The following is a 14,054-nucleotide window of genomic DNA, read 5'->3' as shown; positions in this document are numbered from 1 at the left end:
GATCAACGATCAGCCCGCAGTGTACCGTGTGATGATGACCGGGTGGTGATCAATGTTCGGCTTCGTGACGTTCCAGATGTTTATCGATCTGCACCGAGTGCACGCGGCGGCTATCGGCGCGCAACACCAGGAAATGATAGCCATCGATGATGGTTTCTTCGCCACGCTTGGGCACGCAACCAAAGGCCAGGGTCACAAGGCCGGCCACGGTGTCGACTTCTTTATCGCTAAAGTGGCTGCCGATGGTCTCATTCAGATCGGCGATTTCGGTTTCGCCTTTCACGCGCCAGTTGCCACGGCGATCGGGGATGATTTGGTCTTCGTCGTCATCGTCGTCGTATTCGTCTTCGATATCGCCAACGATCTGTTCGATGACGTCTTCAATCGTCACCAAGCCCGCCACGCCGCCGTATTCATCCACCACAATCGCCATATGGTTGCGATTATTGCGAAAATCTTTCAGTAGAACATTCAGCCGTTTGGCTTCGGGGATATACACCACCGGGCGCAGGAGATCGCGGACATTAAATTCAACGTCTTCGGCGTAATAGCGCAGCAAATCTTTGGCGAGCAAAATGCCCACCACATTGTCTTTGCTGCCATCAATCACCGGAAAGCGCGAGTGCGCGGTTTCGATAACGCGGGGGATAAACTCGGCGGGCGTGTCGTTGATGTCGATGACATCCATTTGCGAGCGCGGCACCATCACATCGCGCACTTGCATATCGCCGACATTGAGCACGCCTTCGATCATGCCGAGCGCATCGGCATCGAGGAGGTGGCGTTCAAACGCCGAGTGCATGATTTCAACCAGTTCGCCGCGGTTTTCCGGCTCCCGTAACAGGAAATGGGTGAGTCGCTCAAGCCAGCTTAGCTTGGGACTCGGGGACGAGGCATCGTCCATGGTGGATACAGCTCCTTGCAGTAAAAAAAGCCCAGATCAAAGGCGATAAAATCGGCCTTTTTCGCTCCGGTACGGGTCATCATAACCCAAAGACGTGACAATTTCTGTTTCCAGCGCTTCCATTGTCTCGGCCTCGGCATCTTCCAGATGATCGTAGCCCTGCAGGTGCAAGGTGCCGTGCACGATCAGATGGCAGTAGTGCGCCAATAGCGGTTTGCCCTGCTCGATGGCTTCGCGCTCCACTACGCTGCCCACCAGCACCAGATCGCCAGTCAGCGGCATATCGGGGATATGCGGCATGTCTTCGCTGTAGGTGAAGGTCAGGACATTGGTGGCGTAGTCTTTGCCGCGGTAATCGCGATTCAGGCTTTGGCCTTCTTCGGCATCAACAAAGCGCAAGGTGATTTGCGCATGATCGATTTCTGGGGCCAGTGCCGCATTCACCCAGCGGCGCAGCAGGCTTTTGCGCGGAATGGGCGAGCGCTGGCTTTCGTTTTGAATGTCGATTTCCACATTCGGGCGCAGTTGGGTTTTGCTCATGGTGATGATTTGCTTCGTTGGCGTTTTAGTTCGGCATACAGCCAGTTTTTGGCCGGCTGTTCCGCTTGGTTGGCGCAGCGCACGGTGTAGGGCTGGCCGGTGAGGTAACTTTTGCTGGCGACTTCGTTGATAAAGTCTTCCGTGGTTTTGATCTTGTCGCGCGCCTTGCCGAATTTCATCGTCAGGTGCTCTTGCGCCGCTTTGGCGTCGTAGCTGCTGCCGCTGCGGATAAAGGTGCAGCCGGTTTGCCCCACCCAGCGCAGCAGTGCTTGCACTTCCTGCTCGGCGGCTGGGGTAATGGCCTGCGCCGGTAAGCTGGCCAGCAAGGCGAGCGTACAGACTCCGCGGCGCATCATGCGCGGGATTCCTGCGCGGCGCGCTCGGCCTGTTGCTGGGCTTTGCGCTCGGCCGCGGCGGCATCGCGCGCTTGCTGGGCTTTATCGTAGGCATTGACGATTTTCTGCACCAGCGGGTGGCGTACTACGTCTTCGCTGGTGAAGTGATGAATACCAATCCCCCGCACGCCTTGCAGCACTTCCTGCGCATCGATCAGCCCCGATTTGACGTGCTTGGGCAGGTCGATCTGGGTTGGGTCGCCGGTAATGACGGCTTTGCTGCCAAACCCAATCCGCGTTAAGAACATTTTCATCTGTTCGGGCGTACTGTTTTGCGCCTCGTCCAGGATGATAAAGCTGTGATTGAGCGTGCGGCCACGCATAAAGGCCAGCGGCGCAATTTCGATGATGTTTTTCTCGAATAGCCGCGTGACATGGTCAAAGCCCAGCAAATCGTACAGCGCGTCATACAGCGGGCGCAGGTAAGGATCGACCTTTTGCGTCAGATCGCCCGGCAAAAAGCCGAGCTTCTCGCCAGCTTCCACTGCGGGGCGTACCAAGATCAAACGCTTGACGGTATCGCGCTCCAGCGCATCAACGGCGCTGGCCACCGCCAGATACGTCTTGCCGGTACCGGCGGGGCCAATGCCGAAGGTGATGTCGTTATCCTGAATGGTTTTCAGGTAGACATTTTGCCCCGGCGTACGGCCACGCAGATCGGCGCGGCGCGTGCGCAACACGGGCACATCAGTTTCGGTTTGGGCGTCTTCCGGGCCACGGATAATTTCGATCAGCCCCAGCTGAATGTCGTCGACTCCCAGCTCTTTACGCGCCGCTTCGTTGTAAAAATATTCCAGCGCATCAAGTGCCTGATTGACGACCTTGGTGCGGCCAGCGACTTTGAAATGCTCGTTACGGCGCGAAATCGTCACATCGAGCGCGTTTTCAATTTGTTTCAGATTTTCGTCGAGCGGACCACATAAATTGGCCAAGCGGGCGTTATCGATTGGGGTGAAAGCAAGGGTGTCGGTGTGCACTGGGTGATGGGTTCTTTTAACAGAATGCATGGATTATCGCAGAAAATCATCGCTAAGATGGGTTTAGGGCGCGGATCGAATGATTGACTGCCTTGTCATTCTTTGTCGGCTACGGTCAAGTTGCGATGAATTTAATACGCCGCCGATTTTGGCCTCAACCAAGGCATTCAAAATGGGATAAACCAAGATCGGATCCCACGCGATGAGTAGGTAATCAACGCCAGCATTGAGTGCGAGGATGGCGCCAGCTTCGCTGCCACCATCTTGTTCACGTGCGCCTGCCATGCCCAAATCATCGGTGATGAGTAAGCCTTGGTATTGCCAGTCTTGCCGGATTAGCTGTTCGATGACTTTGGGCGATGATGAGGCTGGGCGCGATGCATCCAGTGACGCTAATTTGGCGTGCGAAAGCATGATGAACGAATGGTGGTTATGCAAGGTGCGAAAAGGTTGCAAATCGCTGGCGCTTAATTCTGCGGGCGGGGTATGAATGCTTGCACTATCTGCGTGGGTATCTTCAAAGACGCGCCCTAAGCCGGGAAAATGTTTGAGCGTACATTGCACTTGATGTTCGGCTAAGCCTGCGCAGTAGGCGCGTGCCGCATTCGCAACTTGTACCGGATCGCGTCCCAGTGCTCGGCGGCTGATTTTGGAATATTTATCGTCAGGATTATGAATGCCGTGATCAAGGTCGACGACGGGGGCGAAGTTGAGCGTAATGCCCAGTTGTGCCAACCCTTGCCCTTGCTCGCGGCCGTATTCTTGGGCGGTTTGTGCTGGATGATTGCTGTCGCGCAATAACTGACCCAGTGGCTTTTGCAACGGTAATGGAGGCGACATCCGCGATACCAAGCCACCTTCCTGATCGGTGGCAATGATGAGCGGAGCCAAGCCACTGCGTTGGCGCAAGCTTTGCCAGTTGGCAATCAATTGCCGAATATCATTGGCCTGTTTTCCTTCAATATTGCGACGAGTAATAAACACGCCACCAATGAGGCCACGGCTGATGAGTTCAGTGATTTCACTCTCTTGGGTAAAGCCAACAATCAGGTGTTGGCCGATTTCGTGTGCGATGGCGGGTGGGAGCTCGAAAGCGCGTTGTTGTTGCCTGTGTGCCTCTAGTTGCCAGTGGCCGCTAAACACCATTGACGTACCGCTGAGTACCATCACCAGTGGCCAGCCGAATGGTTTGAGCCGCCATGCGAGCAGCAGCAAGACGCCACCCGTCGCTAAACTCACTGGTAGGGCGATGGCGCGCAGCGCAACGAGTCCAGCAAGATCCCAATGGCGCGACAGCACTAGCAGGCAAGCTGCAGCCAAGATCGTGCAGGCGGAGAGCAAGCCACGAAAAGAAGTCGACATGGTGGGCTTTGTTTGAGCTTAGTTTTTCGATGGAGTTTTTGATGGGGATTGCTTTGAAGGCCTTGTGTATAAATGTCTTGATCAACATACCTGCCATCTTCATATTCTGAGAATGGCAGGTAAACAGCTCAACTACGACTTATTCTTCAATAATCACCAATTCGCCGCCCAAGGTGTGCGGATACACCTTGGTGATGCGTACATCCACCACCTGATTAATCAGGCGCGGGTTGCCCGGGAAGTTGACGATGCGGTTGTTTTCAGTGCGCGCCGAGAGCTCGTTGCTGTCTTTTTTCGAGACTTTTTCCACGATCACACGCTGAACTGTGCCCAGCATATTCTGATTGATTTCGCTGGCGAATTCTTCGATGCGGGCTTGCAGGCGTTTCAGACGCGCGACTTTCACTTCTTCCGGCACATCATCCGGCAGATCGGCGGCCGGTGTGCCCGGGCGGCGGCTGTAGATAAAGCTAAAGCTCGCGTCAAATTTCACGTCTTCGATCAGTTTCATGGTGCGCTCGAAGTCTTCTTCGCTCTCGCCCGGGAAACCAACGATAAAGTCGCTGGATAAGCACAGATCAGGCCGTGCCTCGCGCAGTTTGCGCACCAGTGATTTGTATTCCAGCGTGGTGTAGCCGCGTTTCATGTTCACCAGCACGCGATCGGAGCCGGCCTGCACGGGCAAGTGCAGATGCGACACCAGTTTCGGCAGCTTTTTATAGCAATCGATGATGCGCTGGGTCATTTCTTTCGGGTGGCTGGTGGTGAAACGCAGGCGCTCTACGCCCGGGATTTCATGAATGTATTCCAGCAGCATGGCCAGATCGGCGGTTTCGCCGTCTTCACCTTCCAGAATTTTGCCGCGGTAGGCGTTCACATTCTGGCCCAGCAGGTGGATTTCTTTCACGCCTTGCTGCGCCAGATTGGCTACTTCCACCAGGATATCTTCAAACGGGCGCGATACTTCGTCGCCGCGGGTATAAGGCACCACGCAGAATGAACAGTATTTCGAGCAGCCTTCCATAATCGACACAAACGCCGATCCGCCTTCGACGCGCGCGGGCGGCAGATTGTCGAATTTTTCGATTTCCGGGAAGCTGATGTCCACTTGTGATTCGCCGGTTTTGCGTTTTTCCGCAATCAGCTCAGGCAGACGGTGCAGGGTTTGCGGGCCAAATACCACATCCACATACGGCGCGCGCTTCACGATGGTGTCGCCCTCTTGGCTGGCCACACAGCCGCCCACGCCGATCACCAGATTCGGGTTCAGCTTTTTCAGCTCTTTAATCCGGCCCAGATCCGAAAAGACTTTCTCTTGGGCTTTTTCCCGCACGCTACAGGTGTTAAACAAAATCACATCGGCTTCTTCGGCGTTATCTGTGCGCGTTAGGCCTTCGGCGGCGTGCAGCACATCCACCATTTTGTCCGAGTCATACTCGTTCATCTGGCAGCCAAAGGTTTTGATAAATACTTTTTTGCTCATTGCGTAGACTTCTTCGTTGGGCGACACATTCAAAAAATCAACAGCGCCCAGCGGGCGCTGTGGGGGTATGGCGCTAGCCGGTAATTAATACCTAGGCTGGCGAGCTATACCCTTATTGTTCGTTGGCGATGGCCTTTTGCTGCTCGGCGCGAACCTTCAGCAGCTTGGCTTCATCTTCACTCACCAGCCAAATGCGCCAGACAAAGCCGGTGTTGGGCTCGGTTTGGTACCACACGGTGGCCGATTGCGGCAGCTGGTTGGGCATAATCAGCGTGTTATTCACGCTGCGGATCTGCAGCCCGGGTGCGGTGACATACACTTTGTCGTCCAATTTGACCTGCGGCGGCAGAAAACCCTGCAATTGGGCCAATTTGCCATTGGGCAAGACGCGGGCGGCGAAACTGCTCATTGAAACAGTAAGTAGCAACAAAAACAGCAACTTGCGCATGGGCTAAGCTCCGGTGAGATGGGTGTATGGTAACAAGCTGCGCCCCAAATTGAAAGAAAAATTCAAAAGGGGGTTGACAGCTTTCTAGGGCGCATCTATCATGCTGCTTCTCTTGGCTATGTAGCTCAGTCGGTTAGAGCACAGCACTCATAATGCTGGGGTCACAGGTTCGATTCCCGTCATAGCCACCAGTTAAGAAAAGCCCGCTAATGCAAATTAGCGGGCTTTTTGCATTTCAGCTTGCCCGTCATGGATTGCAATCAATCGCGATCCGGAATGCGGCTAATCACCCATGCCCCAGTGGCCATGCCCACAAGCAAGATGCCCTGCAGCCATTCTCGCCCCTGCAGTAGCCAGAGCGAGATGCCCGCGCTCACTAGCATTAATCCCCAAGCACTATATTTGATTTTCCGTGGCAGACTGTGGTGGGTTTCCCAGTCGCGCAGCGGTGGCCCAAACCAGCGGTGCGCCAGCAGCCAAGCGTGCCAGCGCGGCGAAGCGCGCACAAAGCAGCTGGCGGCAAGCAGAATGAACGGCGTGCTTGGCAGGCCGGGGAGCAAGATGCCGAGCACGGCCAGTACCAAGGCCAGCCAGCCGGTGAGTAAAAGTAAATAGTGTTGCCAGCGGGGAAGAGGTGGGCGCATTGATGAAAGCCTATTGGATGATTCATCTTATGGCTTGAGCGCTGGGCTGGCAATCACGAGCAAAAATGCGGGTTAGCTGGCGGTTTTTCACGAAAAATTAATAATATTCATTCTTGCTTCTGTTTTTTCTTGCGCTAGGCTGACTCTAAATGTGGCGGACGGAGGATGGGTGATGCCAAGTGAATGGATTGAGTTGGGTTTGCTGGTGGTGCTGGTGCTGTGGCTCGGGGTGAGCTGGTATTGCTACCACAAGGAAGGGCGGGTGATGGTTGGTAGTTATCAACCGCCAGCTGATGGGTTTGTGCTGCATTTATATGCCAGCACGCGGCAGCTCACGCAGGATCGATTGCCTTAGCGTGATGGAGTAGCAAAAAGCCGGCGCGAGCCGGCTTTTTTATTGTTGCGAATGGCGACGCGGCGCCGGCCTTGCTCAGAAATCGGGGGCGATTTGCTCGGCGTAGTCGTAGAGTGCGGCCAGAATTTGCTCGGCGCGCTCGTCGCCGGCTTCGTCGAGGCTGTCGGCGAGGCGATCGATCTCGCTGCTGTAGGCTTCCAGGGTTAGCGCGTTTGCGGCGCCGTCGAACAGGCGGGCACTGCGCCATTGCTCCCAGCGTTGCAGCTCTTCTGGATTGAGGCTGGCGGGGAAATTGCGGGCGCGGTAGCGAAATAGCAGCTCTTCCAGCTGGCGATCTTCAAAATGCACGATTTCGCTGGCCAACTGCTCGCCTTTTAGTGTGCGCAGGCGGCTGAGGGTGCGGCGGTCGGTATTGGAAACAAAACCACCGTACAGATTGGCGTCCACATCTTGTTTCTCACCTGCTTCGCGGGCAAAAACTTCGCTCCACGGCAGGGCGCCGGCCTGAGTAAAGGCTTGGGCGTGCTGCTGAATTTGCGCCAGATCGAGCTGCCAGCGGCTGATTTCACTCTCGCGCAGCACTTTTAAATTGCCGACGACGATGGGTGATTTGTTGGCGTGAATAGTTTTGATCGGCAGGCGCGGCGTGTCGCCGAGTTCGTCCTGCCGGCTAAACATTCGCCGGCGGATTTCGGCTGCGTCGAGGGTAAATAGCTCACGCGGATCGTGCGCCAAATCCCAGACGATGATTTCGTTTTTATTGGTGGGATGGGTGGCCAGTGGCCACACAATGGCCAGATTGCCGCGCTCTACGCCGTACATGCCGGAGGTATGTAGTAATGGTCGTGGCTGGGCGAGGTTGATTTCGTCAAACACTCGCTGTTTGCTGCGCAGGGCGAGGCAAAAATCAAATAGCTTGGGCTGTTGCTGGCGGATGAGTCGGGCTAGCGCGATGGTGGCGCGAACGTCCGAGAGTGCGTCGTGAGCGGCTTCGTGTTGCAGCCCATTGGCGGCGGTGAGGTGCTCCAGCTTGAAGCTGACGCGACCATCGTCGTGGCGCGGCCATTCGATCCCATCTGGGCGCAGGGCATAGACCGTGCGCACAACATCCAGTAAATCCCAGCGGCCGCAGCCGTTTTGCCATTCGCGCGCATAGGGGTCGATCAGATTGCGCCAGAATAAAAAGCGCGTGACTTCATCATCAAAGCGAATGGTGTTGTAGCCAACGCCGATGGTTTCCGGGCTGGCCAGAGCGCGCTCGATGGCGGCGGCGAATTGGTATTCAGGGATGCCTTGCTCGCAGCATTGCTGCGGCGTAATGCCGGTGAGTAAGCAGGCTTCGGGGTTGGGCAGGTAATCATTGGCCGGCTGACAAAACAGATTCATGGCCTCGCCGATTTCATTGAGCTCGGCATCGGTGCGTATGGCGGCAAATTGGGCGGGGCGATCGGTTTTTGGATTAACGCCAAAGGTTTCGTAATCGTGCCAGAGAAAAGTCAGGGCCATGATGCTGTCGGCAAACGGTAAAGCGCCGTTATACCTGTGGTGCGCTAGGGCGGCAAGCCGCGGCTGGGCTGCATGTTGCCACTGCAGGACAATACTAGCTGGGGGTATTGTCTCGCATGGCCTGCGGTGCTGGCTTGCAGGGGGATACCCTAATTGCTTTTGCGTGGGCTGAGCGAGCGATAAGGGGCGGCGAGCGGGTCGCCAATAAACACCCCCTGAGCCGGCCAGGCCACGCTTTTCCAGTAGGCCTCTACCGCCGTGGCGCCGTTAATGTAGTGAAACAGCAGCACTTGCGGGTGGGGAAACTTTTGCGGGTAATTGTAGGGCTCGCTCACCGTGCCGTAGCTGGCGGTGGCGCCCGCTTCCAGCCAGCGCAGGCTGCTCATCTGGCTGCTGTCGGTGAGCTGGCCACCAAACGAGGTTAGGTGATCGGCCAGAGCGCCCGGCTGAAATTTCAGCGTCTCGAGGTCGTTCACTTTGGCGAGGCCGGTTTGGTAAATCACGATGTCGCGCTTGCCCTTCAGGCTGTCGGCTTGCAGCTGTTCAATTTTGAGTGGCAGGCCTTTGATGGCTTGGCTAGGTGGAAAGAGGCCGGCGCGCGAATTGCGGGCTTTGTCGCTGGTGGCCACAAAATAGGCGCTGCCTTTGGGTTGATTGCCCCAGGCGGCGAGGCCGGTATCGATCAGTTGTTTGCCACTGGGCCAGTCTTTGGCGGCCAGCAGCATGCTGGGGCGCAAGTGCAGATCGGTAAAGGGCTGGGTGCTGCTGTGATTGAAATACGGTGACTCGGGCGTGGGTTTGCCCATGTCGCTGCAAAGCCCTTCCTGATAGCCGAGGGTTACGCCATAGGTGATGCTTAAGCAATTGACACGGTAAGGTTTGGCCCAGGCGAGTGCCAGCGCCTGAATGTCAGGACCAAAGTACTGTTCGATTTTGCCGCGTAGTTGCTCTAACTCGCCCTCGGTAATCCAGGCGCGATCGGTGGGCAGCTCAATGCGCAGTATTTGCTCGGGTTTGAGCTGGCGCTGCTCGGCGTAATAATCGCCCATTTGCTCCGAAAGCGGGTCTTTACTGTTAATCACGAGACCGAGTTGGCCGCTGTGCAAGGTATAGGGTCGTGCGGCAGGGGTTTCGGCGTGGCTCAAGGTCGCGAGCAAAGTGCAGAATAAAGACAGAAAGATGCGGCGCACGGGCAGTCTCATGGCGGGCAAAATTGGATGATAGCTGCAAATGCGGTGTGTGGCAGCTGGATGCTGCTGAGGCGTGCGTAGGGGAAATTTGGACGAAAAAAAACCAAGCACTTGGCTTGGTTGTTTTCGTTTCAACTCAGAAGAGTTGCTGTGGTCGGGGCGGTGGGATTCGAACTCACGACCACCTGGTCCCAAACCAGGTGCGCTACCAGACTGCGCTACGCCCCGACGACAGAGCCCGAATATTACCGATGCGTTGCCACTCGGTCAAGCCTTTGGCGGGGTTAAAATGGGGTGAATTAGCTAAATCGCTGAGTTGTAAGCACAATGTGTCAGCATTCACTTGGCGGTGGCCAGTGAGTGCGATCTGCTTTACAGGCGGCATCAGGGTAAACGCCTACAATCGGCGTATTCTTGAATGCGCGGGTAAGGGGAAGACGATGCGGGGATGGCGAATGATCGGGGTGGCACTGCTTGTTATGCTATTAAGTGCCTGCAGCAAAATCACCATGGCCAATTACCACAAACTAAGCTCGGGCATGACGCGCAGCGAGGTGGTGGCGATTCTGGGTGAGCCCACCGAGAGCTCGGCCGGCAGTTTGCTCGGGCTGGAGGGGGAGGTGGCCAAATGGGAAGAAGGCAAATTGCGCATCAACGCCACGTTCGTGAATCAAAAGCTGGCCATGCACAGCTTGGAACGACCCGAGTTGGCCAGTCGCGAGTAGTGTGCGTGCATCCCAAAAAAAGCCCGAGGTATTTTGCCCCGGGCTTTTGTTTTTGCGTGGTTTCGGTTCATACCTGGGGAGTGTAGCCCGCCAGAAAAACCCGCACTGCGTGCTCGACCCGGTAATTGATTTTTTCTAGCGTCGGCTCGGCCACCGAGAGCTGCATCTGGCGCACGATGCCGGCATCGCAAAGGGCAAAAAATTGCTCGGCCGCCAGCAGTGGGTCGGGGATGCGCAATACGCCGGTTTGATCCAGATGCGCCAAATAGCGTGAGAGATTGCTCATCGCTACCGCCGGGCCTGAGGCCTCCAGTGCCTGTCCCAGCTCGGGAAACTGCATCACTTCGGCCAGCACAATCCGAAAAAACGTGCGCTGCTTCATTTCGATAAGCCCTTGCAACCATTGCTGGCCGATCAGAGTCAGGATCGGTGCGGGCGGCGCATTGCTGAATTCGGCCGGCGGTGGTGGCGTGCCCTCTTTACAGCATTCGCTTTGAATCAGGGCGACAAATAGCGTTTCTTTGCTGTCGAAATAGTTGTACAGCGTGCCTTTGGAAACGCCGGCCGTTTTGGCGATGCGCTCCATGCTGGCGGCTGCGTAGCCGCTATCCATGAACACCTCGCGTGCGCCGGCCATGATCTGCTGACGTTTGTTTTCACTCGATTTACTGATGGCTGGGGTATTCATTACCAAGGTTCCAAAATTTGATTCTGTTTGCATATTGACCGAACCGTTCAGTCAATATAGCATGGTTCACCAATGCACCCAAATGGTCGTGCTGGCGCAGTGTTGCAAGCTGACCAAAGGCGCAAAACCACCGATTTTCCCATAGGAACGCAGCCCGATGCGACTCCGTCATTCCCTGATTCCGCTGTTGGCCGCCGGCATGTTGTCGGCCTGCGCCGTCAATTTGCCCGCACCGACCGCGGCGCAGCTCGATCCGAATGCCAATGAATGGCAAGCCAGCTCGCCCGTAGCGGCCAAGCTCGCCGAGCAAGCGCAATGGTGGCAGGCCTGGCAAGACCCAGTGCTGTTGCAGCTGCAAACCGCCGCCCAGCAAGATAACCCCACGTTACAGCTCGCCGCCGCGCGGATTCGTGAAGCGCGCGCTAAAGCCTATTCGGCCAAGGCCTACCTCTGGCCTACGCTGAGTGGTTCGGCCAGCGGCACCCGGGCGAAAAACGAGCTGATGTCGCCCGCCAGCGTGAATAACAGCGGCAGTGTGGGGCTGGATGCCAGCTGGGAAATCGATTTGTGGGGCGGCGTGCGCGCAGCCGAGCAGGGGCTGCTGGCCAATCTGGCGGCCCGCACTACCGAATGGCATGACGCCCGCGCCAGCATGGCGGCTGAGGTGGCCAATGCCTATGTCACCTATCGCGCCTATCAGGTGATGCGCCAAATCGTGCAGCAAGATTTGCAATCGCGTGAGCGCAGCTGGCAGCTTACCCAAGATAAAGCCCGCGTCGGGCTCAGCAGCCCGGTGGATGTCGCCTTGCTCGATGCCAGTGTGGCCGAAGGGCAAGCGCAGTTATTTGAAATGCAAGACGGCGAGGCGGTCGCGATCAAAGCCTTGGTGGCGCTCACCGGGCTAGAAGAGAGCGAAGTGCGGGTGTTGCTTGCCCAAGGCGAAGCGGCTCTGCCGGCGCCGACCGGTTTTCAGGTCGCCAGCCTGCCCGCCGAAGTGATTAGCCAGCGGCCGGATATTCGCATCGCTGCCGAGCAAGTCAAAGGTGCGGCCGCTGACGTGGGCGTGGCCAAAGTGGCTCGTTTGCCGTCGCTAAGCCTGTTTGGCGCGATTAGCGTGGGCGAAGTGCGCAGCGGCGGCAGCACCACGGTTTCGGGCACCAGCTGGTCGTTTGGCCCGACGTTGAAATTGCCGATCTTTAATGCCGGCCGTTTGAAATCCGATCAGGATGCCGCCGAAGCGCGCTACGACCAAGCGCTGGCTAATTATCAACAGCTGGTGCGTCAGGCCGTGCGCGAAGTGGAAGAAAACATGGTGCGCCTTGATGGCGCGGCCAAACGCGTTAGCGCCACCCAGCGCGCGGTGGCGGGCTATCAGCGTCAGCTCGATTCGGGCGAGGCCATGTGGAAGGCCGGGGCGGCAAGCTTGTTGGATCTGGAAGTTTCGCGCCGGCTGCTGCTGGGCACGCAAACGCGCCTGATCAGCCTGCAGCGCGAACAATTAGCACAGTGGGTCGCCTTGTATAAAGCCGTGGGCGGCGAATGGCCGCTAGCCGCCGGTGAAGCGCAACCCTAATAGGGTATATGCAGCTAAGCCTTAATGAATAAAGCATACATATTGATACTGGAGTAGGGTAATGAACAAGATTCTGCAAAGCCTGAACCATCCTGGCCTGCGCCAGCGTAAAGTTTGGCTCAGTGTCCTCGCGGCGCTCACCGTGCTGGGCGCCGGAGGTGTGGTGGTGGCCGCCAGCGGTAAAGAGGGCGCAAACGCCGCGGCGTCTGCGCCGGCCAATGCGGTGCTGACGGTGAAACTGATTCAGCCGAAAGTCGTGAACTGGCCACAAGCGATCAGCGCCAACGGCAATGTGCTGGCCTGGCAAGAATCGCAAATTGGCAGCGAAAGTGGCGGTTTACGCCTGATCGAGGTCAATGCCCAGGTGGGCGACGTGGTGAAAAAAGGCCAGCTCTTGGCGCGCTTTAATGATGAAACTATTCAGGCGGAAGTCGCCCAAGCCAAGGCCGCAGTGGCCGAGGCCGAAGCGGCGCAGCAAGAAGCCCAAGAAAACGCCAATCGCGTGCGCCAGCTGGGCAATACCGGCTCGCTCAGCGCGCAACAGATTACCCAGGCACTGACGCAAGAGCGCACCGCGCAGGCGCGGGTGCAGGCGGCCAAGGCACAACTCACCACCGCCCAAGTGCGACTAAATCAAACCCGCGTACTGGCACCGGATGATGGCGTGATTTCTGCCCGTAGCGCCACGCTGGGCGCCGTGGGCCAGCCCGGCCAGGAGCTGTTCCGCCTTGTGCGCCAAGGCCGCCTGGAATGGCAGGCCGAAGTCACCGCCGCCGAAAGTGGTCGCGTGGCCGCCGGGCAAGTGGCCAGCGTGGTGCTGGCCAATGGCCAAACGCTGAAAGGCAAAGTGCGCCAAGTGGCGCCCACCGCCGATCTGAAATCGCGCAATGTACTGGTGTATGTCGATCTGGCTAGCAATGGCCGCCTGAACGAGGCCAAGCCGGGGATGTTTGCCAAAGGGCAGATCGAAGTCGGCAGCGGCCAGGCGCTAGCCTTGCCGGGCAGCGCGGTCTTGCTGCGCGATGGATTTGCGCAGGTCTTCACCGTGGATGCCAATCAGAAAGTCAAACAGCTGCGGGTGAAAATCGGTCGCCAGGCGCAAGGTCTGATGGAAGTCATCGGCCTGCCAGCGGATGCACGCGTGGTGGCCAGCGGCGCGGGCTTTTTGGCCGATGGCGATACGGTGCGTATTGCTAAATAAGGTTGTTCTTGATGTATAGGGCTGCAGGCCTTTTTGGCCGCTGCTTGTGACGATATACCCTAT

15 protein-coding genes and 2 tRNA genes are annotated in these 14,054 nt (G+C 57.2%); 5 read left to right on the top strand and 12 right to left on the bottom strand.

The genetic code is table 11. From position 1 onward, the window contains the following. Positions 1 to 49 precede the first annotated feature (49 nt). The 7 genes from G482_RS0108325 to G482_RS0108290 all read right to left on the bottom strand — a co-directional run bounded on the left by G482_RS0108325 (position 50) and on the right by G482_RS0108290 (position 6,109). The gene (locus tag G482_RS0108325) at positions 50 to 904 is read right to left on the bottom strand and encodes a CorC family transporter (RefSeq protein WP_028449656.1); all 855 of its coding nucleotides are present in this window, start codon (positions 902 to 904) and stop codon (positions 50 to 52) included. Positions 905 to 940: 36 nt separating this feature from the next. Next, positions 941 to 1,444 carry an rRNA maturation RNase YbeY gene (gene ybeY, locus G482_RS0108320; RefSeq protein ID WP_028449655.1) on the bottom strand — a complete coding sequence of 168 codons (504 nt, stop codon included), beginning with the start codon at positions 1,442 to 1,444 and terminating at the stop codon, positions 941 to 943. Continuing rightward, a complete protein-coding gene (locus G482_RS0108315; RefSeq protein ID WP_028449654.1) occupies positions 1,441 to 1,800 on the bottom strand; it encodes a DUF5329 family protein in 360 nt (119 codons plus the stop codon). The genes ybeY and G482_RS0108315 overlap by 4 nt, the downstream gene beginning before the upstream one ends. Next, positions 1,797 to 2,846 (bottom strand): PhoH family protein, encoded by a 1,050-nt coding sequence (locus tag G482_RS0108310; RefSeq protein ID WP_084414550.1) that lies wholly within the window; start codon positions 2,844 to 2,846, stop codon positions 1,797 to 1,799. The genes G482_RS0108315 and G482_RS0108310 overlap by 4 nt, the downstream gene beginning before the upstream one ends. Positions 2,847 to 2,879: 33 nt before the next feature. After that, positions 2,880 to 4,178, bottom strand: a complete 1,299-nt coding sequence (locus tag G482_RS0108305) for a glycoside hydrolase family 3 N-terminal domain-containing protein (protein WP_084414548.1) — start codon at positions 4,176 to 4,178, stop codon at positions 2,880 to 2,882. A 139-nt stretch (positions 4,179 to 4,317) separates the two neighbouring features. Beyond that, positions 4,318 to 5,661: a tRNA (N6-isopentenyl adenosine(37)-C2)-methylthiotransferase MiaB gene (gene miaB, locus G482_RS0108295; RefSeq protein ID WP_028449651.1), complete on the bottom strand. Its 1,344-nt coding sequence runs from the start codon at positions 5,659 to 5,661 to the stop codon at positions 4,318 to 4,320. 112 nt (positions 5,662 to 5,773) lie between these two features. After that, complete coding sequence (locus tag G482_RS0108290; RefSeq protein ID WP_028449650.1) at positions 5,774 to 6,109, bottom strand: hypothetical protein; 336 nt, start codon at positions 6,107 to 6,109, stop codon at positions 5,774 to 5,776. Between the two features lie 114 nt (positions 6,110 to 6,223). Here G482_RS0108290 and G482_RS0108285 point away from each other — a divergent pair. Further along, positions 6,224 to 6,300: transfer RNA gene (locus G482_RS0108285), tRNA-Met, on the top strand. A 69-nt stretch (positions 6,301 to 6,369) separates the two neighbouring features. Here the strand turns inward: G482_RS0108285 and G482_RS0108280 are convergent. Further along, positions 6,370 to 6,753: a YbaN family protein gene (locus tag G482_RS0108280; RefSeq protein ID WP_028449649.1), complete on the bottom strand. Its 384-nt coding sequence runs from the start codon at positions 6,751 to 6,753 to the stop codon at positions 6,370 to 6,372. A gap of 172 nt (positions 6,754 to 6,925) precedes the next feature. Here G482_RS0108280 and G482_RS0108275 point away from each other — a divergent pair, with 172 nt between their 5' ends. Beyond that, complete coding sequence (locus G482_RS0108275) at positions 6,926 to 7,108, top strand: hypothetical protein (RefSeq protein ID WP_028449648.1); 183 nt, start codon at positions 6,926 to 6,928, stop codon at positions 7,106 to 7,108. 75 nt (positions 7,109 to 7,183) lie between these two features. Here the strand turns inward: G482_RS0108275 and sbcB are convergent, their stop codons facing one another. The 3 genes from sbcB to G482_RS0108260 form a co-directional block, all read right to left on the bottom strand. Beyond that, positions 7,184 to 8,614, bottom strand: a complete 1,431-nt coding sequence (gene sbcB, locus G482_RS0108270) for an exodeoxyribonuclease I (protein ID WP_051258845.1) — start codon at positions 8,612 to 8,614, stop codon at positions 7,184 to 7,186. A 149-nt stretch (positions 8,615 to 8,763) separates the two neighbouring features. Then, positions 8,764 to 9,804, bottom strand: a complete 1,041-nt coding sequence (locus tag G482_RS0108265) for a TIGR03790 family protein (RefSeq protein ID WP_169721061.1) — start codon at positions 9,802 to 9,804, stop codon at positions 8,764 to 8,766. A 151-nt stretch (positions 9,805 to 9,955) separates the two neighbouring features. Then, a tRNA-Pro gene (locus G482_RS0108260) sits at positions 9,956 to 10,032 on the bottom strand. 251 nt (positions 10,033 to 10,283) lie between these two features. Between G482_RS0108260 and G482_RS0108255 the strand changes: the two genes are divergently transcribed. Then, the gene (locus G482_RS0108255; protein ID WP_169721060.1) at positions 10,284 to 10,529 is read left to right on the top strand and encodes a hypothetical protein; all 246 of its coding nucleotides are present in this window, start codon (positions 10,284 to 10,286) and stop codon (positions 10,527 to 10,529) included. Between the two features lie 67 nt (positions 10,530 to 10,596). Here G482_RS0108255 and G482_RS0108250 read toward each other — a convergent pair whose 3' ends face one another. Continuing rightward, positions 10,597 to 11,217 (bottom strand): TetR/AcrR family transcriptional regulator, encoded by a 621-nt coding sequence (locus G482_RS0108250; RefSeq protein ID WP_028449644.1) that lies wholly within the window; start codon positions 11,215 to 11,217, stop codon positions 10,597 to 10,599. A 157-nt stretch (positions 11,218 to 11,374) separates the two neighbouring features. On the opposite strand from G482_RS0108250, the gene G482_RS0108245 reads away from it, so the two are divergent. Both G482_RS0108245 and G482_RS0108240 read left to right on the top strand, forming a co-directional pair. Then, entirely contained in the window at positions 11,375 to 12,790 is a 1,416-nt protein-coding gene (locus tag G482_RS0108245; RefSeq protein ID WP_028449643.1) for an efflux transporter outer membrane subunit, read from the top strand. Positions 12,791 to 12,851: 61 nt separating this feature from the next. Then, positions 12,852 to 13,991, top strand: coding sequence for an efflux RND transporter periplasmic adaptor subunit (locus G482_RS0108240; RefSeq protein ID WP_081986734.1), 1,140 nt, complete (start codon positions 12,852 to 12,854; stop codon positions 13,989 to 13,991). Positions 13,992 to 14,054: the final 63 nt, after the last annotated feature.

This window comes from Chitinibacter tainanensis DSM 15459, assembly GCF_000429785.1.
GTDB classification, from domain to species: domain Bacteria; phylum Pseudomonadota; class Gammaproteobacteria; order Burkholderiales; family Chitinibacteraceae; genus Chitinibacter; species Chitinibacter tainanensis.
This window is presented reverse-complemented; position numbering and strand designations above follow the sequence as displayed.

Excerpts from the sequence above, each read along its gene's own strand:
- G482_RS0108325 (WP_028449656.1), bottom strand. The coding sequence starts at position 904 with ATGGACGATGCCTCGTCCCCGAGTCCCAAGCTAAGCTGGCTTGAGCGA.
- ybeY (WP_028449655.1), bottom strand. The coding sequence starts at position 1,444 with ATGAGCAAAACCCAACTGCGCCCGAATGTGGAAATCGACATTCAAAAC.
- G482_RS0108315 (WP_028449654.1), bottom strand. The coding sequence starts at position 1,800 with ATGATGCGCCGCGGAGTCTGTACGCTCGCCTTGCTGGCCAGCTTACCG.
- G482_RS0108310 (WP_084414550.1), bottom strand. The coding sequence starts at position 2,846 with ATGCATTCTGTTAAAAGAACCCATCACCCAGTGCACACCGACACCCTT.
- G482_RS0108305 (WP_084414548.1), bottom strand. The coding sequence starts at position 4,178 with ATGTCGACTTCTTTTCGTGGCTTGCTCTCCGCCTGCACGATCTTGGCT.
- miaB (WP_028449651.1), bottom strand. The coding sequence starts at position 5,661 with ATGAGCAAAAAAGTATTTATCAAAACCTTTGGCTGCCAGATGAACGAG.
- G482_RS0108290 (WP_028449650.1), bottom strand. The coding sequence starts at position 6,109 with ATGCGCAAGTTGCTGTTTTTGTTGCTACTTACTGTTTCAATGAGCAGT.
- G482_RS0108280 (WP_028449649.1), bottom strand. The coding sequence starts at position 6,753 with ATGCGCCCACCTCTTCCCCGCTGGCAACACTATTTACTTTTACTCACC.
- G482_RS0108275 (WP_028449648.1), top strand. The coding sequence starts at position 6,926 with ATGCCAAGTGAATGGATTGAGTTGGGTTTGCTGGTGGTGCTGGTGCTG.
- sbcB (WP_051258845.1), bottom strand. The coding sequence starts at position 8,614 with ATGGCCCTGACTTTTCTCTGGCACGATTACGAAACCTTTGGCGTTAAT.
- G482_RS0108255 (WP_169721060.1), top strand. The coding sequence starts at position 10,284 with ATGCTATTAAGTGCCTGCAGCAAAATCACCATGGCCAATTACCACAAA.
- G482_RS0108250 (WP_028449644.1), bottom strand. The coding sequence starts at position 11,217 with ATGAATACCCCAGCCATCAGTAAATCGAGTGAAAACAAACGTCAGCAG.
- G482_RS0108245 (WP_028449643.1), top strand. The coding sequence starts at position 11,375 with ATGCGACTCCGTCATTCCCTGATTCCGCTGTTGGCCGCCGGCATGTTG.
- G482_RS0108240 (WP_081986734.1), top strand. The coding sequence starts at position 12,852 with ATGAACAAGATTCTGCAAAGCCTGAACCATCCTGGCCTGCGCCAGCGT.